The sequence below is a fragment of the Rahnella rivi genome (assembly GCF_019049655.1).
Taxonomy (GTDB): domain Bacteria; phylum Pseudomonadota; class Gammaproteobacteria; order Enterobacterales; family Enterobacteriaceae; genus Rahnella; species Rahnella rivi.
Map to the genome: position 1 here is coordinate 25,834 of NZ_JAFMOX010000050.1, position 23,324 is coordinate 49,157.

Annotated in this window: 21 protein-coding genes; 9 read left to right on the top strand and 12 right to left on the bottom strand. The window is 54.0% G+C overall.

Annotated features, from left to right (window positions below; translation table 11 throughout):
* Window positions 1-85 precede the first annotated feature (85 nt).
* From J1779_RS05775 to J1779_RS05795, 5 genes are read right to left on the bottom strand one after another with little or no spacing between them, the layout of a single operon-like run.
* Window positions 86-1,600 (bottom strand): ABC transporter substrate-binding protein, encoded by a 1,515-nt coding sequence (locus J1779_RS05775; protein WP_217203073.1) that lies wholly within the window; start codon window positions 1,598-1,600, stop codon window positions 86-88.
* Between the two features lies 1 nt (window position 1,601).
* Window positions 1,602-2,630, bottom strand: a complete 1,029-nt coding sequence (locus tag J1779_RS05780; RefSeq protein ID WP_217203074.1) for an ABC transporter ATP-binding protein — start codon at window positions 2,628-2,630, stop codon at window positions 1,602-1,604.
* Complete coding sequence (locus tag J1779_RS05785; protein WP_217203075.1) at window positions 2,614-3,591, bottom strand: ABC transporter ATP-binding protein; 978 nt, start codon at window positions 3,589-3,591, stop codon at window positions 2,614-2,616. Before J1779_RS05785 ends, J1779_RS05780 begins: the two co-directional genes overlap by 17 nt.
* Window positions 3,588-4,448 (bottom strand): ABC transporter permease, encoded by an 861-nt coding sequence (locus J1779_RS05790; RefSeq protein WP_156362029.1) that lies wholly within the window; start codon window positions 4,446-4,448, stop codon window positions 3,588-3,590. The genes J1779_RS05785 and J1779_RS05790 overlap by 4 nt, the downstream gene beginning before the upstream one ends.
* Window positions 4,445-5,383, bottom strand: a complete 939-nt coding sequence (locus J1779_RS05795; protein ID WP_056780070.1) for an ABC transporter permease — start codon at window positions 5,381-5,383, stop codon at window positions 4,445-4,447. The genes J1779_RS05790 and J1779_RS05795 overlap by 4 nt, the downstream gene beginning before the upstream one ends.
* 315 nt (window positions 5,384-5,698) lie before the next feature.
* Here J1779_RS05795 and J1779_RS05800 point away from each other — a divergent pair, with 315 nt between their 5' ends.
* The 6 genes from J1779_RS05800 (at window position 5,699) to J1779_RS05825 (ending at window position 12,471) form a co-directional block, all read left to right on the top strand.
* A complete protein-coding gene (locus tag J1779_RS05800) occupies window positions 5,699-6,454 on the top strand; it encodes a LuxR family transcriptional regulator (protein ID WP_056780067.1) in 756 nt (251 codons plus the stop codon).
* 89 nt (window positions 6,455-6,543) lie between these two features.
* A complete protein-coding gene (locus J1779_RS05805; protein ID WP_217203076.1) occupies window positions 6,544-7,437 on the top strand; it encodes a proline iminopeptidase-family hydrolase in 894 nt (297 codons plus the stop codon).
* Between the two features lie 284 nt (window positions 7,438-7,721).
* The gene (locus J1779_RS05810) at window positions 7,722-8,420 is read left to right on the top strand and encodes a fimbrial biogenesis chaperone (RefSeq protein ID WP_217203078.1); all 699 of its coding nucleotides are present in this window, start codon (window positions 7,722-7,724) and stop codon (window positions 8,418-8,420) included.
* Between the two features lie 91 nt (window positions 8,421-8,511).
* Window positions 8,512-9,093, top strand: coding sequence for a fimbrial protein (locus J1779_RS05815; RefSeq protein WP_217203080.1), 582 nt, complete (start codon window positions 8,512-8,514; stop codon window positions 9,091-9,093).
* A gap of 166 nt (window positions 9,094-9,259) precedes the next feature.
* Entirely contained in the window at window positions 9,260-11,605 is a 2,346-nt protein-coding gene (locus tag J1779_RS05820; RefSeq protein ID WP_217203082.1) for a fimbria/pilus outer membrane usher protein, read from the top strand.
* Window positions 11,596-12,471: a hypothetical protein gene (locus J1779_RS05825; protein ID WP_056780054.1), complete on the top strand. Its 876-nt coding sequence runs from the start codon at window positions 11,596-11,598 to the stop codon at window positions 12,469-12,471. Before J1779_RS05820 ends, J1779_RS05825 begins: the two co-directional genes overlap by 10 nt.
* Before the next feature lie 17 nt (window positions 12,472-12,488).
* On the opposite strand, the gene J1779_RS05830 is transcribed toward J1779_RS05825, so the two are convergent.
* Window positions 12,489-13,907 (bottom strand): aminotransferase-like domain-containing protein, encoded by a 1,419-nt coding sequence (locus J1779_RS05830; protein ID WP_217203084.1) that lies wholly within the window; start codon window positions 13,905-13,907, stop codon window positions 12,489-12,491.
* Window positions 13,908-14,108: 201 nt separating this feature from the next.
* Here J1779_RS05830 and J1779_RS05835 point away from each other — a divergent pair, with 201 nt between their 5' ends.
* The 3 genes from J1779_RS05835 (at window position 14,109) to J1779_RS05845 (ending at window position 16,132) form a co-directional block, all read left to right on the top strand.
* A complete protein-coding gene (locus J1779_RS05835) occupies window positions 14,109-14,801 on the top strand; it encodes a DJ-1/PfpI family protein (RefSeq protein ID WP_072158165.1) in 693 nt (230 codons plus the stop codon).
* A 103-nt stretch (window positions 14,802-14,904) separates the two neighbouring features.
* Window positions 14,905-15,207 carry a hypothetical protein gene (locus J1779_RS05840; RefSeq protein ID WP_217203086.1) on the top strand — a complete coding sequence of 101 codons (303 nt, stop codon included), beginning with the start codon at window positions 14,905-14,907 and terminating at the stop codon, window positions 15,205-15,207.
* Between the two features lie 46 nt (window positions 15,208-15,253).
* A complete protein-coding gene (locus J1779_RS05845) occupies window positions 15,254-16,132 on the top strand; it encodes a PhzF family phenazine biosynthesis protein (protein ID WP_217203088.1) in 879 nt (292 codons plus the stop codon).
* 164 nt (window positions 16,133-16,296) lie between these two features.
* Here the strand turns inward: J1779_RS05845 and J1779_RS05850 are convergent, their stop codons facing one another.
* The 6 genes from J1779_RS05850 to J1779_RS05875 form a co-directional block, all read right to left on the bottom strand.
* Complete coding sequence (locus J1779_RS05850) at window positions 16,297-16,902, bottom strand: helix-turn-helix domain-containing protein (protein ID WP_136375461.1); 606 nt, start codon at window positions 16,900-16,902, stop codon at window positions 16,297-16,299.
* A gap of 91 nt (window positions 16,903-16,993) precedes the next feature.
* Window positions 16,994-18,031 (bottom strand): fimbrial protein, encoded by a 1,038-nt coding sequence (locus J1779_RS05855; protein WP_217203090.1) that lies wholly within the window; start codon window positions 18,029-18,031, stop codon window positions 16,994-16,996.
* Between the two features lie 11 nt (window positions 18,032-18,042).
* Window positions 18,043-20,535 carry a fimbria/pilus outer membrane usher protein gene (locus J1779_RS05860; RefSeq protein ID WP_072158164.1) on the bottom strand — a complete coding sequence of 831 codons (2,493 nt, stop codon included), beginning with the start codon at window positions 20,533-20,535 and terminating at the stop codon, window positions 18,043-18,045.
* Between the two features lie 17 nt (window positions 20,536-20,552).
* The gene (locus tag J1779_RS05865) at window positions 20,553-21,284 is read right to left on the bottom strand and encodes a fimbrial biogenesis chaperone (RefSeq protein ID WP_136375464.1); all 732 of its coding nucleotides are present in this window, start codon (window positions 21,282-21,284) and stop codon (window positions 20,553-20,555) included.
* A 61-nt stretch (window positions 21,285-21,345) separates the two neighbouring features.
* On the bottom strand, window positions 21,346-21,987 hold the full coding sequence (locus J1779_RS05870; protein ID WP_235533476.1) for a fimbrial protein: 642 nt from the start codon (window positions 21,985-21,987) through the stop codon (window positions 21,346-21,348).
* Window positions 21,988-22,653: 666 nt separating this feature from the next.
* On the bottom strand, window positions 22,654-23,301 hold the full coding sequence (locus J1779_RS05875; protein WP_217203092.1) for a LuxR C-terminal-related transcriptional regulator: 648 nt from the start codon (window positions 23,299-23,301) through the stop codon (window positions 22,654-22,656).
* Window positions 23,302-23,324: the final 23 nt, after the last annotated feature.

Below are 23,324 nucleotides of genomic sequence, written 5' to 3' on the forward strand. Positions count from 1 at the left end.
ACGAAAAAGCCCACTCGAAAGTGGGCTAAGGGGGGTACAGACTGACTTTTTTAAGTGCTACTTATTTTCCCTGGTGTGGCAAAAATTACTCTTTCACCGTTTCCTCTAACGTGAAACGGCCTAACGGATTCTGATGGAAGTCTTTGATATTTTTACGGGTCACATTGCGGTACGGGCTGTAATAGAGATCAATCCAGTTCACGTCGGCTTTCGCCATTTTCTGCAAATCGATATACATCTGTTCGCGCTTCTTCGGATCCATTTCAACGCGTGCAGCCGCAACCAGCGCTTTCACTTTTTCGTTGTGGTAGTGCGTCATGTAGTTGTTGTTGGAATCATGCCCCAGCGTAAAGGTGGTTTTCTGGTCCGGGTCAAGAATGTCGTTGGTCCAGTACATCACCGAAATGTCGTAATCTCCCGCCACCAGCATGTCCCAGCTCTGGCTCGGATCCACCTTTTGCAGACTGGCGGTGATGCCCGCTTTTGCCAGCTGTTGTTGCAGCAGAACCGCGATCTGCTCGTCCACTTCATCACCGGCGTTGACCAGATACTTCAGTGTCAGATTTTTGACACCAGCCGCCGCCAGCAGCTGTCTGGCTTTTTCCGGGTCATACGGGCGTTGCAGGTTAGCGGCGTAGTGATAGAGCGCGCCGTCAGGAATGTAGGAGTTAGCAATTTTGCCGTAGCCGAAGGTCACGGTGTCGATGATGGATTTCTTATCGATTGCGAAATCCAGCGCCTGACGCACTTCCACTTTTGCCAGATCGCCGTGGGCATGGTTGATCAGCAGATGATCTTCGCGGGTTGAGGTGTCCAGCTCCACGCTCAGTTTCGGGTCTTTTTGCAGCGAGGCGATGCGCGAGAACGGAATCGACAGCGCCGCATCCAGCTCGCCGGCCTGCACCTTCAGCATACGGGTATTATCATCCGGCAACGTCAGCCACTCGACGCCGTCCAGTTTTACCTTGGCGGCGTCCCAGTAATACGGGTTCTTCACCAGCTCGACTTTTTCGCCGCGTGTCCACTCTTTCACACTGAAAGCGCCGGAACCCACCGGATGCTCGGCAAAATCATCCGCGCCCTGTTTGGTGAAGGCCTGCTGAGAAATTACCGAGGCATTAGGCAGTGCCAGTTGCGATAAAAAGGCCGCCGACGGGGTTTTCAGGGTGATCACCAGCGTACGGGCGTCGGGCGCTTTAAGGCTTTCAATAATGCTGTAAGAGTCTTTCCACATGGAACCGGCATCATCGCGGATACGCGTCAGGCTGAACACCGCATCGGAAGCGGTGACCGGCGTGCCGTCAGAGAACTTCGCGTCGCGTAATTTCAGGGTATAGGTTTTGCCGTCCGGTGAAATCGTCCAGCTCTCCGCCAGCCCCGGCAGCAGTTTGGTGCCGGTATTATCGACCCGCACCAGCGGATCGAACACGTTGGAGAACACCCAGTTATCTGCGTTTTGCGCGGACTTGATCGGGTCAAATGTGGTGCTGTCTTCACGACGACCAATGGTTAAAACTCCCGCCGCCTGCGCCATTTCGCTGACCAGGCTCAACGCCAGCAGCACCCCGGCGGCCACAACGTTAAAATGCTTTTGCTTCATGTCACATTCCTTCAGTCATCGGATAGACGCCTTCGCGTTTGTGGCCGTCAAGCACACAGGCGAAAGCATGATCGGCAATATGCCGGGTTTCTGGTGCCGCGCCTTGCCTGCACGCGGCAAGCGCAAAGGCACAGCGAGGATGAAAAGCGCAGCCCGCAGGAAGAGAAACCGGGCCAGGCGGCTCCCCCTGTAACGGATGCTCCGGCAGCGGCCGGTTGGGGTCGATTTCAGGGATCGCCGCCACCAGCGCAGCGGTATAAGGATGGCGCGGCGCGGTAAACACCGTTTGCGTCGGGCCGCTTTCGACAATGCGCCCGAGGTACATCACCGCCACGCGGTCACACAGGCGGCGCACAATCGCCAGATCGTGCGCGATAAACAGGATCGCCAGCCCCATGCTTTCGCGCAGATCCATCAGTAAGTTAATGATTTGCGCCTGAATCGACACATCCAGCGCAGCCACGCATTCATCCGCCACGATCAGACGCGGTTCGATCGCCAGTGCGCGGGCAATACCGGCTCGCTGACACTGTCCGCCACTCAGCGCCTGTGGCCGTTTCGCGGCGTGTTCCGGGCTGAGGCCCACGCGCATCAGCAGTTCACTCACCCGCCCCGCGATGTGCGCTTTCGCGACTTTCTGGTGCACCCGCAACACTTCGCTGATGCTTTCACCCAGCGTCTGGCGCGGGTTGAGCGAGGCGTAAGGATCCTGAAAAATCATCGCGGTTTGCTGGCGCAGACGGGCGATATCGGGCCTGACGCCGTCGGTGATCAGTTGCCCGCGAAAACGCACCCGTCCGGCACTGGCCGTTTCCAGATGCAACATCGCCCGGCCCAGCGTGCTTTTGCCGCTGCCTGATTCGCCCACCAGCCCCAGCGTTTCACCTGCTTGAATGTGCAAAGACACGCCGTTCACCGCCTGAACGTGGCGCTTTTTCAGGCCAAATCCGGAAACCGGAAACGTCACGGACAGATCCTCAACTTCCAGCAGCGGATATGGCTGCGAACTCAGTTCAGATGGCAGATTCATTTTCTCTCCCGGGGGTCAGCGGATGGTGGCAGGCCGTCGCGTGACTGCCCGCAACCATGGCGGGCTGGGTGGCACGGCACTGTGCGGACGCCCGTGCGCAGCGCGGATGAAACCGGCAGCCCGCGGGGAAACGAGCCGCCACCGGCGGCTGGCCGGGCAGCGTGATCATTCGTCCGCTGCCGCCGTCGCTGGCGGGCTGGCAATCAATCAGCCCGCGCGTGTACGGATGTTGCGCCTGCGCCAGCACCTGACGTTTTTCGCCGGTTTCACACAGGCGGCCGCCATACATCACCGCAATGCGGTCACAGGTTTGCGCCACCACGCCGAGATCGTGGGTGATCAGAATAATGGCGATGCCCAGCCTGTCGCGCAGATCGCGCAGCAGCCGCAAAATCTGCATCTGCACGGTGACGTCCAGCGCCGTAGTCGGTTCGTCGGCAATCAGCATTTTGGGTTCGCAGGCCAGCGCCACGGCGATCATGGCGCGCTGGCGCATACCGCCGGAAAACTCATGCGGATAGTTATCTGCGCGGCGCTGCGGATCAGGAATACCGACCTGACGCAGCAGTTCCACCGCCTGCAAATGCGCGTCGCGGCGGCTGGCCCCGAAATGCAGGCGGCGGCTTTCGGCAATTTGCTGACCGATGCTCATCACCGGATTCAGATGGCTGGCCGGGTTCTGGAAAATCATGCCGATTTCACGCCCGCGAACGGCGGTCATGCGTTTGTCACTCAGCGTCAGCAGATCTGTGCCATTCAGGCGAATTTCTCCCGCGCGGATGTTCAGCCCTTCACCAGGCAGCAACCGCATCATGGCGCGGCAGCTCAGGGTTTTTCCGGAGCCACTTTCGCCCACCAGCCCGAGAATGTCCCCCGCGTTCAGCGTCAGCGAGAGCCTGTCCACCAGCGCCACGCCCTGCCGGTCTTCAATGGTTAAACCGGACACCTGCAATAACGTCATGGCCGCTCTCCCAGTTTGTCGCCCAGCCCGTCGGCCAGCAGGCTGAAACTCATCGCCAGCACCACAATGGCCAGGCCGGGAAAGGTGGTTATCCACCACGCCGTGGTAATAAAACTCTGGCCTTCGGCAACCATTACGCCCCATTCGGCAACGGGCGGCTGAACGCCAAGGCCGAGATAACTCACCGACGCGCCGCTGAGTAACACCAGCACGCAGTCGGACATCGAGAACACCAGCGAACTGGTCAGTGCGTTGGGCAGCAGGTGTAAAAGTAAAATGCGCGGGTGGCTGTAACCGAGGCTGCGCGCCGCCAGAATGAAATCCCGGTGTTTCAGCGTCAGCACCTGCGACCGCACCAGACGGGCATACGACACCCAGCCGACCATTGCCATCGCGATATAAAAACTGCCCAGCCCCGGCCCGAGAATGGCGATGATCGACAGCATCAGCACCAGAAACGGAAACGCCAGCACCACGTCGATTACCCGCATAAAGACAGTGTCCACCGCGCCGCCGAGATACCCGGCAAACGCCCCCGCCAGCGTGCCGAAGGTGAACGGGAAAATGACGCCAATCAGACAAATTTGCAGATCCACCCGCGCGCCCCACATCACGCGGGAAAGGATGTCGCGGCCAAAGTTATCCGTGCCAAACGGATGGGCGAATGAAGGCGGTGACAACGTCACGGATGCATCCTGCGCAACCGGGTCAAATGGCGCGATCCACGGGCTGAGCAACGCCACTAATATCCACACCAGCAACATCAGAATGCCCAGCCGCAGCGCCTGCTGGCGTGGCAACCAGCGCAGAGGAAAGTACACCCGCCGCTGCGTGATTAACTTTTCTGTCATGCTCATAACGTCACCCTCGGATCCAGCGCCACGGTCACCAGATCGGCGATCAGATTCACGGCGACCGTCGCCAGCGCAAACACCAGCACCACGCCCTGCACTACCATGTAGTCACGGCTGATAATCGCTTTCACCAGTAACTGCCCCATGCCGGGAATAGCAAATACGCTTTCGATCACCACCGTACTGCCGATCAGCCAGCCGATGTTCACCGCCAGCAGGTTGACCGTGGGCACCAGTGAATTGGGCATCACGTGCCGCCAGAAAATGCGGTTTTCGTTCTGACCACGCGCCCTGGCGGCCGTCACGTAATCATTCTGTAATTCCATCAGCAGGCTGGCGCGCAGGTTGCGGGTCAGCACCGCCGACAGCGCCAGCGCGACGGTCAGACAGGGCAAAAACAGATGACGGAGACGTTCACCCGCGTCACTGCCGTACCCCGATACCGGAAACCAGCCGAGCGACAGGCTGAACAGCAAAATCATCATGATCGCCAGCCAGAATGCGGGCAGGCCGAGGCCGACGGTGGAAAGCAAACGGATCACCTGATCGGCCAGTTTTCCGCGCTGTCTCGCCGCCGCGGCGGCCAGTGGCACCGCGATCAGCAGCGCCAGCAACACGCTGCCGAGCACCAGATACAGCGTCGGTTCGATACGGGTCGTGACCAGCTTCAGCGTATCGACACGGTAAATCAGCGATTTACCCATCTCACCGTTAAGCAGATTGCGCAGAAAATAGAGGTATTGCTGCCATATCGGCAAATCCAGCCCAAACTGGGCGCGGATACGGGCGATGGCTTCCGGCGAACTGTGCACCCCAAGCAGGATCCTCGCCGGATCGCCGGGGATGGCGCGGACCATAATAAAGGTCAGAATGCTGATCCCCAGCAGCACCGGCAGCAGTTGCAGCGGTCGCCAGAGCAGAAAACGATAACGGTGCATGGCAGTCCCCTTCATGGCGTGTAACGGTGCAAAAACGGACGTGGCGGGCGACATTTGCACCAGACCGGTGCAGCGTGGCTGCGCCGACCCCGGCGTTTATCCCCTTTTTTCGGCACGCCTGCGATGGCCTTTTGCCCTGTCGCCCTACGTTAGCCGCAGTGGTGCCGCACCGGTAGTTAGCAAAAATACTAGTTTTGCTATCACCGTGATCTGGCACCGCGATTGCATGTTTTTCAGGCACAGGTTGGGCAACGCAGGAACCGTGCCGGAGGGGCAAATGCCGTTTTTACGTTGAAGCATGGCGGAGATGAATTCATGAAACTCGCAGTGACAGAGAGTGCGCAGGGGATGCGGGAAAGTACCGTGGAAGGCGCGTTTGCCCACCTTTTCGCCCAGACATCGCGCCTGGGATTTGATGCCCTGATTTACGATTTCACGCCGGTTCCCCGTTCGCTGGAAGGGGATCTGATCACGCCTTCCCTGTTGCAGATGTGCAATGTACCGGGAGATATGCAGCGGCTGTGGCTGGAGAGTGGATATTATCAGGTGGATCCGGTGCAGCATTATGCGCTGGAGAGCTGTGCGCCGTTCGTCTGGTCTTATCAGCGGCCAGACAACACCTCGCTGCAAAACCGTCTGAGTGACCTTAATAAACCGGTCACCCATTACATGTGCGATAACAATATGCCGAGTGGCGCCACCGTGCCGCTGCATCTGCCCAACGGCGGATTTGTTACGGTGACCGGGATCCACACCGGCGCCGGGCACGAGCTGGATATTCATGACGTGCTGGGCGATTTCAGCCTGCTGGCGCTGACCTTTCAGGAGTGCGTGTTTCCGCTGTTCGACAGCAGCGTGCTGACCTGTCAGCACGTCAGGTTAAGCAAACGCGAACGTGAATGTCTGGCGTGGGCGGCGGAGGGATTAACCGCCAAAGAGATTGCCCGTAAGCTGAACCGGTCAATCGCCACCGTCACGCTGCATCTCAACACCGCCGGCCGCAAACTGGGGGCCAGCAACCGCGTGCAGGCGGTGGTTCGCGCCATGCATTACCGCCTGCTCGACAGTTGAGCTTTCACGTTTTCTATCTTTTTTACTAGCTGTTCAGCGCCGCCGCGATGTTTACCCTGTGAGGATTATTCACCGACAGGGGAAACAACATGGTCAAGCTCACTGAAGGCTTTGCGCCGTTTCAGGAATACCAGACCTGGTACCGCGTTTGCGGCGATTTAAACAACGGCGTCACGCCGCTGGTGATCGCGCACGGCGGGCCGGGCTGCACCCACGATTACGTGGATGCCTTCCGCGATATTGCCCAAACCGGCCGGGCGGTGATCCATTACGATCAGATTGGTAATGGCCGCTCCACCCACCTTCCTGATAAACCGGCAGATTTCTGGCAACCGTCGCTGTTTCTGGCGGAACTGGACAATCTGCTGCGCCATCTGTGCATCGAAAAAGATTACGCGCTGCTCGGCCAGTCGTGGGGCGGTATGCTCGGTGCCGAACATGCGGTCACCCAACCTGCCGGACTGAAAGCGTTGATCATCGCCAATTCACCAGCCTCGATGGCGCTCTGGTTGCAGGCCGCCGCAAGGTTGCGCAGCGAACTGCCGCCGGACGTTCAGCAGACCTTACTCACCCATGAACAGGCCGGAACGATCGACAGCCCCGAATACAAAGCCGCGTCGCAGGTGTTTTATGCCCGCCACGTCTGCCGCCTCGATCCGTGGCCGGAAGAGGTGAAACGCACGTTCGCCGCCATGGATGCCGATCCGACGGTGTACCTCGCCATGAACGGACCGACCGAGTTTCACGTTATTGGCAGCATGAAAGCGTGGACGGTGATCGACCGTCTCGCGGCCATTAATGTGCCGGTTCTGCTGATATCAGGCCGTTACGACGAAGCCGCACCGGAAGTTGTGCAGCCCTTCGCCGACCACATCAAAGGGGCAGAATGGGTGATTTTCGAACACTCCAGCCATATGCCGCACGTGGAAGAACGTGAGGCGTGCATGGCGTGCGTGGGGAAATTTTTAGCGTCGGTTACGTGATTCACCTCAACAGCACAGCAAACCACGCCACACGTTGCCCTCAGGTGGATGAATAAACGCAAATCTCAGTGCATTTATTCATTCACTTTACTTAGCCCATCACGCCGCATTTCTTATTTGCACAGAGTCTTTACATTCCCGCGCTGTTATTTTCATGATGATAACATTTCCGCCAGTCACACCCCGCCGTTGTGGTTTTGTTTAATTTTCACTGAACCTCCGTATTTATTATCGTGCCCTGAGTCAGCAGAACCTCATTCAACGATCCGGTTTCAGAGAAAATAATGAACGCTACGTGCATCCGAAATTATTTCATTCCCTTCCTGATATTTCTTTGCCCTGTTATCAGCCATGCTTCACTGATGCTGGATGAAACGCGGGTAATCTATCCGGAGTCAACCCCGCAGCAGTCGGTGAAAGTCAGTAACCCTTCCGGCCTCGATTTTCTTGCGCAGGCGTGGATTGAAAATGAATCCGGCCAGGAGGAAGGACGCTTCACGGTTTACCCGCCGCTGTCGAAAGTTACCGCCAATAACGTCACCACCTTGCGCATTGAGAAAATCGACAACACCGGCCTTCCTGCGGATCGGGAAACCATGATGTGGTTGAATCTCAAGGAAATCCCCCAGCGTCAGGTGGCCGACGGTGCGCAGCTGGTGGTGGCGTTTAAAACCCGGATCAAGATCTTCTATCGTCCGAAAGGGATTGACCCCGAGCTGCACGAAAGTTTTACCACCATGAAATGGCGTGCCGAACCCGGAAAACTGATTGTCACTAATCCTTCGCCTTACCATATTACGTTTAATAAAGTCTGGCGGGATGCAGCCAATAATTCAAAGAATGAACTTCCAGCCAATATGCTGGCGCCCTTCTCCTCATTGACGATTTCTGTCCCGGCCGGTTCGACGGTTCACACCGTCTATTACAACATCATTAATGATTTCGGCGGGCTGTCAGAAATACAACACGTCTCTTTGCAATAACGGTTATTTAACGCCTGTCACGTTGCTCTGAGTAAAACTTCCCGTCAACGGGAAGTCGTTATCCATGATGTAAAGAAATAAAGGCAATAAAATGATTTTGAATAAACGTATTTACGCGGGATTACTGGCCGCCGGTCTTTTGCCGGTGATGCATTGTGCTATGGCGGAGGATGCGGCACCCACTGACATCACGATCGAATTTACGGGTTCCGTGAAAGCCCCGACCTGCACCATCGACAGCAAGACGCTCCACTCGGTTCCTTTAGATGAAATTAACCTGAATAAAATCAGCACCCTGCCCGTCGGCGCAGCCACTGATGAAGGCGAAAAACGCTTTTCTATTTATCTGAACTGCCCGGATCAGATTAACCAGAACAACGTCAGCCTGAAAATTGAAGGGGGAACAGACTCTTCGTCTCCGACTCTGCTCACCAATACTGACACCGATACCGACGGGGCGAAGGGCCTGGGCTTTGAGCTTTTCAGCGCCATGGATGGTTCAGCAACAGCGCTGAAGGTGGATAACAGCGAAGTTCCGTCTGCTGACTACGCGTCACGCCTGAATAATGGCAATGATAACCTTGATTTCATCGTCAAATACGCCAAAGAGGCCAGCACCGTGACAGCAGGCGACGTGGCCTCTAAAGCCACGTTTACCTTCACCTATAAATAAACTGAGCGGAAATAATGCCTGACGCACTTCACCTCATCTCCGCCAGGCATTACCGGACCGCAAGGTCCGGGTTCCGGCTTGCCCCATGACGCGCCCCCGGCCTTTTATCACCCGCTTCCTGCTTTTTTTCTGCTGTTCATGTGCCGCCCACAGCGAGGAGTTCGATATGAATCTGATGGAGAAAATGGGCAATCTGCAGGGCATCGATGCGTCCGTGCTTGAAAAAGGCAGCCAGGTGATAGCCGGTGATTATCCGGTCGATCTGCTGATCAATGCGCAAGACGCCGGTCAGATCACGCAGCCGTTTCGTTTAACCGACGGAACGGTTCAGCCGGTGTTTACGTTGACGTTGCTGCGCATGTGGGGCATTCGCGCAGACCGAACCCCGCCGGGCCTGCACCCTCTCAGCGCATTTGTCGATAACGCCAAAGCCAGTTATGACGCGGGCAGCGAAACGCTCACGCTGACTGTACCGCAGGCCAGATTCAGTGCGCCTTCCGACGATATTGCCCCCGAGCAGAACTGGACCAGCGGCCTCAATGCCGCCCGCATCAACTACAACATGAACATGCAACGCAATACCGGCAGCCAAAGTCGTCATGACAGCAGCCTCAGTTCTACCCTGAACAACGGGCTGAATCTGGGCGACTGGCGGCTGCGCAATGACGGGTACTTCAGCGATAACAGCCGCGAACGCAGCCATTACCAAAGCAGCGCCAGTTACCTCACCCGTGATATCCGCTGGCTGAAAAGCACGTTTCGCGGCGGCGATTTTTTTACCGACGGCAGGATTTTTTCGTCGGTGTCGCTGCGCGGCATGACGCTGTATTCCAGTGAGGAGATGCGCCCGGACAATCAGCGTTTTTACATGCCCGCCATCAGCGGAACGGCACGCACAAATGCCACCGTGGTGATCCGTCAGAACGGATTTGTCATCGACCAGCGGCGGGTGACGCCCGGCCCGTTTCTGATCACGGACATCCACAGCGCCAGCAGTTCCGGCGATCTGGACATCAGCGTCGTTGAAACCGACGGCAACGTGCAGCATTTCACGCAGGCGTTTAATACCATCGCCGCCCTGCTGCCGCCCGGCGTTTTCAACTATGAAATGTCGGGCGGCCGCTTACGCAACAGCGGCGCGCCTGACACCGCCCTGCAGCCCACCCTTTATCAGGCCAGCGCGTTTTACGGGCTGGATAACACTTTTACCCTGCTGGCCGGTCAGCAGATGGCGCAGCAAAACACCTTCCGCTACCAGAACAGCGCGGGCGGTGTGGTGGCGAATATGCCGGTGCTCGGCGGGTTGTCTTTGCTGCTTAAACGCAGTCAGTCCAGGGCGGCTTCCCGCCCTGGTGTGGAACAGGGTAAACAGCTGGAAACGCTGTTCGTGCGTTCGCTGAATCAGACCCGCAGCACCCTGAACCTGAGCTGGAAACACAGCTACAACCCGCACTATCAGGAAGCCGGAGACGCGGTCAATGCAGTGAAAAACAGCCCGGCGAATGCCCGCTATCGTGACCGGTACAACCTTCAGCTGGATCAGAGCTTCGACGCCCTGACCCTGATGCTGCGCTATACCGAAGACCACACCTGGCGGGGCAACAAACAGCACAGCATCCGCTTTGGCCTGAGCCTGAATTACTGGCAATCCCAGTTTCAGGTGTTCTTCGCGCATCAGCATGACCTGCAAGGCGTGGCCGATAACAGCATCACGTTCAGCCTCGATATTCCGCTGGGCCGCGATCAAAAACACCGCGCGGGATACAACTTCAACAGCGATTCCCGCGGGGGGCATCAGCAAACGGCATCGGTAAACGGGGCATTTATGGATGATGACCAGCTCACTTACGACGTGAACATGTCCGGGCAGGACAGCCCGCAAACCAGCAATATGTCAGGCACCTACAGCGCCTCGGGCGGGCTTATCAGCGCCGGGTTGTCTCAGGGAAGTGGCTATCAGCAAACCAGTTTCGGCCTGCAGGGCGGCGTGATTATGCATCACCACGGCGTGACCCTGAGCCAGCCGCTGGGGGATACCGTGGTGCTGGTGCATACGCCGCAGACCCGCGGGCTGAAAATCGAGAACAGTCAGAACGTCTATACCGACAGGCAGGGTAACGCCGTCATCAGCTATGCGGTGCCTTACCATGTGAACGATGTCGAGCTGGATCCCAACTCGCTCGACCGGCAAATCGATCTGCCGTCCACCATCAAACGCGTGGTGCCGACCAGCGGCGCAGTGGTGGAAGCGGAGTTTAATGCCATCCGCCACGATCGCCGGTTCGCCCGTATTGTCGATAAACACCAGCACACTTTGCCGTTTGGCGTGACGGTGCAGGACGCCAGCCAAAAACCGGTGGGCACCGGCGGCGCCGCAGGCGTGCTGCTGGCGGATTTCACCGCGGTGCGCTGGCCGCTGACTGCCCTGCTCAACGGCCAGGTGCTGTGCCATATCCCGCAACCGGCGACAGCCTCCGACCCTTCAAACTTGTGGAAACTCTCATGCATGTAAGCCTTCGCGCCCGGCCTTTGCGGCTGACGGCCCTTCTGCTGTTACTGTTTTTCGTCGCGGCCAGCGCATCGGCGACCAGTACCTTAATGCTCAAAGCCGGTACGCTGCCGGTCAGACAAATTCAGGCCAACGGTTCGCTGCTTGCCACCTTTCCCGCCGCCCCGCTCAGCCGCGTAAATCTGCCTGCGCAGGCCCTTCAGGTTGCGATGAGCTATCCGGTGTGGAATGAAAACCGGGGCATTTATCACACCGGCATCCCGGGCATCGGCTTCAGCTTCTGTACGCAGGAAGGCAGCGGTTGTCTGCATAACGGCAGCGCTTACCGCCTGGATCCCGCGGGCGAGGGGATCAAAAACTTCGCCATCCGGCTGTATAAAACCGGTGATGTGCAGGCGGGAGATTACGACCTGCCCGCGCTGTTTACGCTGAGCCTGAACGGAGCCCCGCTGCTGGCACCGGGTCTGAGTGCGCTGCGCCTGAACGTCAGCCAGTGCAGCGTGACCCGTGAAAACCTTCGGGTCACGTTTCCGGACGCGGTCATCAGCGCTGCGCCGGTGCTGTCCAGGGTGAGTTTTCACCTGCCGGTGAGCTGTAAAAATGCAGCCGATTACGACAATCTCGCCATCCATTTCAGTTTTAACGGCACACGTCCGGATGCGCAGCACATCGCCACCAGTTTGCCGGGGATCAGTTTGCGGGTGAAAAATGAGGAAGGGAGATACGTCGATTTCAGCGCGCCCGCCACCGGGCAGAACGCCCGGTTTCATGATACGGACTATGTCGCCGAACTGACACGCAACCCCGGCGAGCAGCCCGCCGCCGGAACGTTTGTGGTGAGCATTACCGCAGAAGTCGAATTGCGTTGAAAAACCTGTGGCGGGGGTCAGCCCGCCTGAGCGCAGGCCAGTTCACCCAGCCGCGCCAGCCCCTGCACATGGCTGTCATCAAGTTCCACACACACCGCGAGACGCAGGCAATGGCTGTAGGCCTTACTGCCGGAACAGAGCAAACCGGGCATACAGAGTATTTTTTCATCCAGCGCGGCGTGGAACAGCAGCAACGTATCGAGGTTTTCCGGCAGCTCAAGCCAGAGGATAAAGCCACATTCCGGGCGGCTGACGCGGGTGCCCTGCGGAAAATGACGGGCGATGATGCCGCGCACGGTGTCAATCTGGCGGGTGTACAGCCGTTTCAGGTGGCGCAGGTGAAGTTCATAGCTGCCGTTTTCCAGAAACATGCCCAGGGTTTCAGACAGCAGGGCGGGTTCCGCTACGGTCGAGGTGAATTTGAGCTGACGGACGACATCGCGGAAGCGCCCGGCCTCCAGCCAGCCGATCCTGAAATCCGGCGCGACGGTCTTGGTGTAACTGGCACAAACCAGCACCCAGCCCTCTTCATCGAAAGCTTTGAGGTTGGGCACGGCGCGTTCGCCGTATTGCAGTTCGGCATACATGGCGTCTTCGATGACCGGGATGTGATGGGTGTTGGCCATTTTCGCCAGACGCTGCCGGTGTTCCTCGGGCATGGTGAAACCCAGCGGGTTCTGCCCGCTGGGCACGGTGATCACCGCAGCGACTTCGCCGTCGTCAATGCGCTTTTGCAGGGTATCAAGGCACATGCCGGTGTGAGGATGGGTGGGGATTTCAATGACGCGTCGCCCGAGATCTTCGAGCATCGGGTAGAGGTTATAAAACGTCGGGGTTTCCAGCGCGACGCCGTCTCCGGGGCGGGTCGAGGCCCGCACAGCAAGGCTGAGTGCTTCCATGGTGCCGTGAGTGATCAGAATATCCTCGGCGGACAGCACCATCCCCAGATGCACGCCACGGCGGGCAATTTGCGATCTCAGGCGAAGGGAGCCCGGAGGAAGTGCGTAAGACGTCAGGCTGTGATTGTTGGCGCGCAGCAGCTGCGAGGTGAGCTTGCGCAGCCGCGTGGCCGGGTAAAAGGCTTCACCGACCGGGCAGGCCAGCGCCAGATCGAGGAAATCCTCTTTGGCATGGTTATCGAGGATCACCGAAAGCAGCCGTTTGATTCCGCTCAGTGACAGCTTTTCAGGTGCGTGGGTCAGCGCCGCTGGCGCTGAAAGCACGGGGATGTTGTTACTCACAAAATAGCCCGCCTGCGGGCGCGCGACGATAAGCCCGCGATCTTCCAGCAACCGGTACGCGGTTTTCACGGTATTAACGCTGACGTTGTGGCTGTTGGCGTATTCCCGGATGGAACGGATACGGGAACCGGGCGGTAACTGACCGTTGGTGATCGCCGTGGCGACCTCTTTGGCTAAAATTTCATAGGTAAACATGCTTAATCTCCACAACGTAATGGTCACAGTTTACCGCGTTTTTACAGGCTTTAATACCGGACCTCCTCACGGAATGGCCCGGCTGAACGCGGTTATTGTGTCCTTTGATTCAGACTTATACTGTATCTGTACCCCTTATTCTGAAGGGTGTAGCATCTTTCTTTATACAGCTGACTTTTATTTATGGTCCGGGAGACTGTGATGGAACTGAAAAATCATTCGCCACTTCAGGTTGGGATCCTCGTTTGTCCGGGGGTTGCCATCATGGATCTGCTCGGCGCTCATGCCGTATTCGGTATGACGCCGGAGGTTGAGTTGCATATCCTCTGGAAGAATAAAGATCTGATCGAGGCCTCGCCCCGCCTGCCTCTGGCCGCCACCACCACGTTTGACGAGTGTCCGCCGCTGGATGTGCTGGTCATGGGCGCGGTGCCCGCAGACATGAACCGCAACCCTGACATTCTGGCGTTCATTGCCCGTCAGTCGCAACACGACCCGTACCTGATGGCAATCTGCGGCGGCGCGCTGCTGTTAGGCGCCGTGGGCCTGCTCAAAGGGCGCAAAGCCACCACCAATTTTCATCTGCTGGAAAGCCTGCCGCTGTTTGGGGCTGAAGCGGTGCCGGGCGGCGCGGTGGTTCAGGATGGCAAATTGCTGACTGCGGGCCCGGCCACCGGCGGGTTTGAAGCTGCGCTCAGGGTACTGGCAGCGTTGCGTGGCGAACATCAGGCAAAACTGGTTGAGCTGACGATTGAATATCATCCTCAGCCGGTATTTGGCGTTGGCACGCCGGAACGTGCAGGCGAGGAATTAACCCGTCAGTCGAAAGCCTTATATAAAGATCATTTCGGTGCCTGCCGTGATGCCGCGTTGTCGTATTACCGCGCGCGTTAAACGCCTGATGGCACACATACGCTGTTCTTTTCATTCCGGCACACAGATGCCGGATAGTGTTTTTTATTAATCCATACTTTTTTAAACCCCAGGAAATAAATCAATGAAGATGTTAATGATTATCGTCACCCTGTTTGCACTGACCGGTTGCGTGGAATATAAATGGGTCAAAGCCGACAGCACAGACCAGCAGGAATTGCTGGCCGAAACAGAGTGTCAGGCTAACGCATTACGGGATCTGCCACCGGATAATATCGTGACCGATAAATACACCTCCAAAGATAAGAAAACCAAAAAAAGCGACACCAGCTATACCATCGAAGATATCAATCAGGATAAACGCGAAATTCTGGTGAAAAGCTGCATGCTGAATAAAGGCTGGAACCAGATTGAAATTCAGCACTGATATTCTTCCGGCAGGTTATTCCGTTACATCATCATGAGATAAGATTATGCAGCAGATTAATTTCAAACAGGTTGATGTCTTTACCTCCGCGCCTTATAAGGGCAACCCGGTGGCCGTTATTATGGATGCCCGCGGGCTGAGCGACAGCCAGATGCAATCCATTGCCAGCTGGACAAATCTTTCTGAGACGACGTTTGTTCTTCCCGCTGAGGATCACAGGGCCGATTATCGGGTACGCATATTTACTCCCGTCAGCGAATTGCCTTTTGCCGGGCATCCGACGCTCGGCACGGCGTATGCCTTGCTGGAATCCGGCTGCATTACGCCACGCGACGGGGTTCTCATTCAGGAGTGCGCCGCCGGGCTGATTGAACTGAAGGTTACCGCACCAGACGCCGCGGCGATGTCCATTTCATTCCGGTTACCTGAGCCGGTGATCACGCCCCTGACTCCGGGGCAAACGCAGGAACTGGAAGAGATCCTCGGCTGCCCCATTGACCGCAGCCTCGCACCGGCACGGGTGGATGTCGGCGCGCGCTGGGTGGTGGCAAAAACCACCGATGCCGCGCAGGTGCTGGCCACCACGCCGGACTTTGCCCGGCTGGCGCAGCATGACGCGGCCATGAACATTACCGGCATCTGCCTCTACGGTTTACACGCGGGCGCATCAGATATGCACATTGAAGCCCGGTCATTCGCTCCCTCCTGCGGAGTCAATGAGGATCCGGTGTGCGGCAGCGGTAATGGCAGCATCGCGGCGTTTATGCGCCATCATCAGGTCGCATTGCCGGATGACGGCATCGTCAGATCCTCACAAGGTCAGAAAACAGGGCGCGACGGAAAACTGGTCCTGCGCATCACCAGGGACCATATCTATGTCGGGGGCCATGCAGTGACGTGCATCAGCGGGAAAATCTGCGCATAACGGGTCGCTGCCCGGCGCAGGTAACAACAAGGAAAGACGTTTTGCCCTCCTTCCGCCGCGCTGACACCTGACCCCGCCGTGCCGGTCTGTAAAAAACCCTTTATTGTTCGCCGCTGAATGGCTGAACAATAAAGGGTTTTTTTATGGCTTGCGATGGCAGCCCTTCAAAGAAGATGCCCTTTATCGAGCGACAGGACGCCATCATCCTGAAGTTTTTTCAGCACGCGGCTGATCGAACTTTTGGATAAATGCGTGGTTTGCCCGATCAGTGAAAGGGCAGAAAATCTCTTTTTAATATGATCGGGCAAATTTTGCAGACGAGTAATCGCATTGCACACCTCTTTGGTGGCATCGCCATTATTATCTGAAATAAAATAGATCATATTGGTGAACCGCTGGGATAAAATATAGAGCACATCCCCCATCATCTGATGAGAGAAAATAATTCGCATACAGTTTTTTAACGTGATGTAACTTATCTTGCCATAATCGATCCGCTCGAGATAAATCGGATAATCTTCACGTAAGGCGGGTAAGAATCCGATCACCGAAGGCGAGGTAATAAGTTCAATGACTTTGTCGTCTTGTCGTCGCTTGACAAAATAATCACCCTCTTCAATAACAAAAACCAGCTGTTCTCCTTCTTTATTAAAATTGTACCGTCGCTTACCTTTATAAACTTCATCAGGAGTGGCTGTTTGACAAAAAGGCATTATTTCTTTGATGACCCGGGCGTAACACCGGTTGATATCAATACTTTGGTATTTCATGGCGTGTCTTGTATTCAATAATCGGGGTTAATGGCTATTAACCCCGTGGATTGACTCTATTTCTTTTTGACAATAATGGAATTAAGCAATGTCATTCGTAATTAAAATAAAGCATGGCGGTGGCGATGACCGTGCCTGCCGAAGCAGTCTGGGTATCAAATATTTTGTAAAAGGCGTTAATGTCTATCACGACATTACTGCTGTCTCCCCCTCTGACAATGTTTAAAATGGACGTCGCGGTGTTTTGTGTGGTGGCAGCCGATAATGAAATATCACTGCCCGCACTGTTTTTCAGCGCGATGCCAATCCCACTGGAGGTCGATGAACCGTTTCTCATCACCAGATTGTTGCTGTCCACGATATCTGCGCTGTACAACCAGGCGGAAATTCCCCGGGTGGACACATTGACCAGCGTGTTGGAACAGGTCACCGGCAGCTGAACCGGCGTTGAACCGGTATCCATTCCCAGTTTTAAGTCGCTTAATGAGACTTTAGGTAAATGGACATTTTGATCTGGCATGTCACAGGTGGTTTCCGGCGGGTTAAAGGTCACCGTCAACTCGTTGTAGGCCAGATATTTTGACGTCCAGGCTTTCGATGCCACAATCGCGGCGACCTGATCGACCGTCGGGATCTGGACGAAAATTCCCCAGTTGGTGTTCTCCAGTACTAACGGGGTCAGGGTCGCGACCCCCGTGGTGGTGCTCTGACTGAAGTTAGCGTTCACTGCGCCGGGCACTCCGGACAGTAAGGTGGCCGTCAGCGTATAGCTGACGGCTGTTGAGGTTTGATTGCCTGGGCCGTATTCCTGTCTGCTGATGAAATCGGACACCACAAATTTTACCCAACGCGAAATTCCGGCGGGGCTGATGTATTCCACCCAGTAACCATTTGCCATCGGGCTGATGTAGTTAACGCTGGAACTCCCAACAACGAGGGTCGAACAGTTCAGACTTATATTGGCAAAGGTACTGCGCGATTCCGTCGCCGTGTCTGTGGTGGTAAATAACGACGAAAGATCCAAACTTTCTGAAAATAATGTCGGAGTGCTACCGCCATTTACCCTCACGCAATCCGCCCACGCGGCAGGTGCCATTAACGACAAAAGAATAATGATTATTTTTTTCATGTTAATCCTGTTTACAGTACGCAGATATTTCTTTGCGACTCCGACGGGTTAGTAACTTTACATTTCTGCTGTTTTTCATCTTGCGTATATTTCACAAAAATAAACTTCGGCAAAACGTCAGCTTTGATATACATCTGGCTGCCCTGGGAAACATATCCCAGCGCTGCATTTTTTTTATCGAGCAGTTCAGCGCCAAAAGGTAAAGGTTGCCCGTCGCTCTTGTACGCCTCAATAACAAAGACCTTTCGGGTATCGGTATTGTATTTCACATAACTGATACTTCCTGCCCAGGGAGCTACGTGGCGAATATTGCCTTTCACTTCCGCATCGGCATCATTATTTTCCAGCCGGAAATTATTCATACGATAAGGCGCCGCATACGGATAAAGTACCTTGCCGCTTTTATTGGTTTTCATCGCCGGATTACCATTGACCACCGCGTTAGCCACGCCGGGCGAATCCAGAATAACAAACGTCGTTCCGCTGGATCCGGAGGTCAGTAAACCGCCGCTCCATAACACCGCGCTGCCGCTGGCACCAAAGCCTGCCTGACGGTAGTCGTTTGATTCACTGTAATTCCCGGTCAGTTTCACCGCCGAGGTGCGCATCGCCCCCCAGGCGTTAAGGGTGGAGGTGCGGTTGGTGTTATCGTCGGCCATACTCAGGTTGTAATCGACGTTGTCCGTCGAGCCGTTGAGCCCGATGTCGCTGTTCGCATATTTGCCGTCTTTCATACCGCTGCGGGTCACCAGGCTGGCATTGGTATCAAATATTTTCAGCGGGATAGTAATCGACAGATCGATGCGATTTTCATCCTGGCTTCTGCTCCTGCCATAATGACTTTCGTCATACTGGTTGCTGGAATCGTCCGCATCATATTCATAATGTGTCCGCCGCGCGGAAATACTCCAGCTGATATCACGCCAGAGATTACTGTAAGTCAGGCTGTACTGCCGCGTGGACTGATTGCTATTCCAGTAATCACGCCAGTAAGCATCAAGCGCAATACGACCCCAGCCATCATCAAGGGTTTGATCAAGGCTGATACTGTAGGTCTTTTTACTTCTTTTATAACCTGACGTGCTGTTATCTTGTTGAATGAGCCGGTTGATATAAACGAAGTCATTAAAAGATAAATATTCGGCAGAATTATAATAATAACTGGCGATACTGATGTTGGTTTTGGTCGGCAAATAGCGGCTCCACGAAAACTTAATTCGCTGACCGTCTGACGACTGACCATTTTTCAGCGTTGCCGAGGCCCGCTCAATATTGGATGACACAGAACCTAAATACGGCACGCTGACGGCTGCGCCCGCCAATAATGACTGGTAATCATTATTCAGCGTGGCCCCGCCGTACACTGACAGATAGTTATTCACCCCATAGGAATAACTCCCCTGCACAAATTCGGGGTGAAAATCGACATTACTGATTTGCACCTTACCGGCATTCAGCATCCACTCCGAGGAGCCAGGGCGCAGCATGTCGCTGACCGTCGAAAACGGCACGATAAAACTTTCTGTCGAGCCACCGGCGTTGACAACATCGACCTGAAAATCGCTTCGCGAACCGGTAGGCATCAGATCTTCAATGGAAAACGGGCCGGCCGGCACGTTGACCTGATGAATGATCTGTCCATTCTGATAAATTTTGACCACAGCATTACTGTTAGCCATACCCCGGATAACCGGCATATAGGTGCGGTAACTGTCCGGGTACATGCGCAAATCTTGCCTGAGGCTCACGCCGCGAAAACGCATGTTGTCGAACCACGGCGATTCGGTATAGCTGTCCCCCACCCTCAGCAACGCGTTCATCCCCGGCAAAGGGCGCTCGAGGTAACGGGTGCTGTTCGTCCAGTAGCCACTTTTATTGCTGCGGTTACGCTGAAAGGTCGAGTTATCCAGCAACGACCAGCCCGCCAGATTCAGACCGCTTCTCATTGAGAGATAAATATTATCGGCATCGCTCACATCGTCTTTGCGGTGTGAGTTGTAATAACTGAAGTTGTAGCTGGTGTAAGCCCCGTTAATGCCCGGATCCCACATTTCTGGCGCCACCCAGCGCTGATCTTTGCTGATCACAAAAGCCTGAGGAATAACCAGGTTCAGTTCCATTTTACCGGTATTTAATGTCGTGCTGCCGCCGTGTAAAAAGGTGCTGGCGGGCAACCATTCTTCTGTTGTGTCCTTCATTTCCGCCGGTTTCTTGACCAGCAAAGAGCCGAAAACGTCCGGCTTCATAAAAATGTTGTTCTTTTCATCCACCTTGACGGGGAATTTTCCTCGCCATGCGCCGTTAACCGACACATCCAGATCGTAAATACCGGCGGAGATGACCTTACTGCCGCTGCTCCAGTCGGCGCTGCCGATATCGCCCATTAAAAAGCTGCTGTTAAAAGCAGCGGCGTGCCCCTGTTGGGAATATAGCGCGGCTAAAAGTGCGTAAACGAGTTTTGACTTATTGAATACTCCAGAAATGGTGACTGACTTCCCGTTCATAATCCAATCCTAACAAATCATTTATACTCAACAACAAAGGGAACCCGGCTGCCGTAATCGTCCACATGCACCATCTGATATTTCCCTGGTGTCGCTGGCATCTTATTAATAGGCTGGCAACTGAAAGGAGAAAGCGTCATTGCGCCGTCAAGCAGATTCCCTTTTATATTGTTCTGTACGGTCCGGCTTTTCCCATCCCATTTCATGACCTGCGAAACGGTGACGTAATAAGGCGTCGGATTATCAGCACATAACTTGCCATTTCCTGAACGCTTAAGGCTGACAAGATCAGAGATTTTATCAGCTGATATTTTTAATGATGCCGGGCGCCAGAAAAGCTTAATTCGGTTTCTGATCGCGACCTGGAGATAGTTTCCATTATCTGCGGCATTCTCAGGTTCAGGCGGAACGTCAATAACGTTCAGCCAGAACAGACTTTCACGGTCTTTAGGTAATGCTTCTGACAACGTATTTTTACTGATGCGTAATGTCTGTCCGTCATTGGCATTAATTTTCACAACCGGCGGGCTGATCATGAACGGCGTATTTAATTCTTCAGGTTTAGCCTCCGCCCTGCCGTCATCGATCCAGGATTGGACAAGATGTGTATTCTTGCTTTTATTCACCAGCTGGACAGAGACACTTTTCGATTCAGAAGGAAATATAACGCGCGTGGAATTAAGCACGACGCTGGCTGTAGAAGAGAAACAAATAAAAGACAAAACAGCAAAAAGAGAGATATTCCTCACAACTAACCCCGGTGAAAACTGGCATTAAAAAAAGGAGGGTGCATGACACCCTCCGTATTCATTACTCGTAGGTGAACATATAAGTTGCTGTGGTCACAACGGTACCGACAGAAGCGCTTGCGCCGCCATAGTTGTAGTAGTTTGCATAAAGAGTGATATCACCCTCTGCGCCATTGTCGAATACTGTGCCAGCAGTGCCATCAGTAGTAGTGGCAGAGGTTGATAAACCCGTAGAGATGTAGTTAGCCAAATCTACGGCGGTGCTGCCATCAGTGGTCAGGGTAATACCCACGCCTGACGCTGTACCTGTTTCATTTTTCAGGTAAGTAGAATCATCAGAAACATTAGCGCCTGACACTTTCATTTTTAATTGCTGAGCCACTGTGCTTGTTGCATCAAAACCAGTACAGCCGCTTACAGCCATAGTGAAAGGTGTGGAACCTGCAGTCACGACACCGGCGGTATTGCTTAAATCAGTCAGCGCGATAGGCGCCAGGTTCACTGTGAAATCTGAACCGTTATTTGTGGTAACATTACAGGTCGCATCACTGACTGCGCCGCTGAAAGTAATTTTACCCCCTCCTACTGATTCAGTAGTAGCAGCGAATGCAGAACCCATTGTCAGTGCACCAGCAAATGCAGCAGAAACAACCAAACTCAGTTTTTTAATATTCATAAGAATCTCTCGAAAAATAACATCCATTTAAAGTAAATCCCGGCAATGCAGAAGAATTCAATTAAGCGATATAAGAAGTTCTCCCTGCCGAGCCATTACATTCTTGTTTTATTCCCTTGCTAAGGAAAGGGTTAAAAACAATCCGTCATTTAGAGAAATACTCCACAATTTGTTACTGAATTGGATTTACATACTGCCTTATTGTTAATTTGTGGTGATTAATTTCAGGATAAGATGATTTTTCGGTGTAAATGAAAATGCTAATTATGTTGTGTTATTTGCATCATCTGACCGCCAATGTTTAATTATTGTTAATTTTAGTGACTTGTTTTGTTTTCCTGACAACTTAAAGCGCATTATTTTTGTGATTATCTTCATCGTCCGGAATTAAACGTTTAGCCCGCTGCAAAATCCGCTTCTAAGAATAATCTCACCGAAGTCAGCTTATCACCTAATATGAGGCACTTGTTAAACGAACCAAATACAAGAGGCCATAAGAATAGTGCTTTTCGGTATTTGTTAATGGAGGTGTTTTCAGAACGAAGGGTAATTCACTGTGACCATGGAAATGGCGTGCAACTGGGGCTGTACGAAGAGAATGTTATTTAATAAAATGATGACTTTGTCCGGACGAGATATATTGGCAGGAAATAAAAAAAACGTCATTCATAATGAAAGACGTAAAGGTAGTGATTATATGTGTAAACCGGGATAGATAAGGCAGTCTGATTTTCTGGTGAGGTTGAATCTCAGCAAGACATACAGTTCCTGATCGCTTTTGATGTTAAAGTTTCTCATTATCTTGAGTTTGTGCGAATACACCGTTTTGGTATCACACCCTAAATCTCCGGCCATTTTTTTGACCGAACAGCCGGAAAGGTACAAATGACTGAAATAGGATTGCTGGGGTGTGAGCGTCAGCTGTTTACAATGAAAGCAGTTCTTATTCTGAAACGTGAATTCATGTTGTTCCTCATTGCTGATTTTGTCGAACATCTGACTGACTTGTGCAACAGAGTTTTTAAGGGACAGGGTCTGCATCCCGGCATGACAATACAGAGAAGTCGTTGTAACCGGATCATCAGAGTCACGTTCAAGTCCGATAACGATACTGTCTGGCTTTCGTATTTTATGCAGGGTATTACAGATGGAATTTCTGCCACATGAAATATTCATCACGATCACATCCGCTTTGCTGGCTTCATTCAGTTCGCCATCCTCAATATGAACTACTGAGGTTTCCCGTAATGTCAGACGGCTCAGGATTTCTGCCAGCCCGGTTGAAAAGTAGATATTATTGTAGTTTATGACAGCAATAGATAATGGGGCAACTTCCGACATTCTGACCACCTTCAGGTATAAAA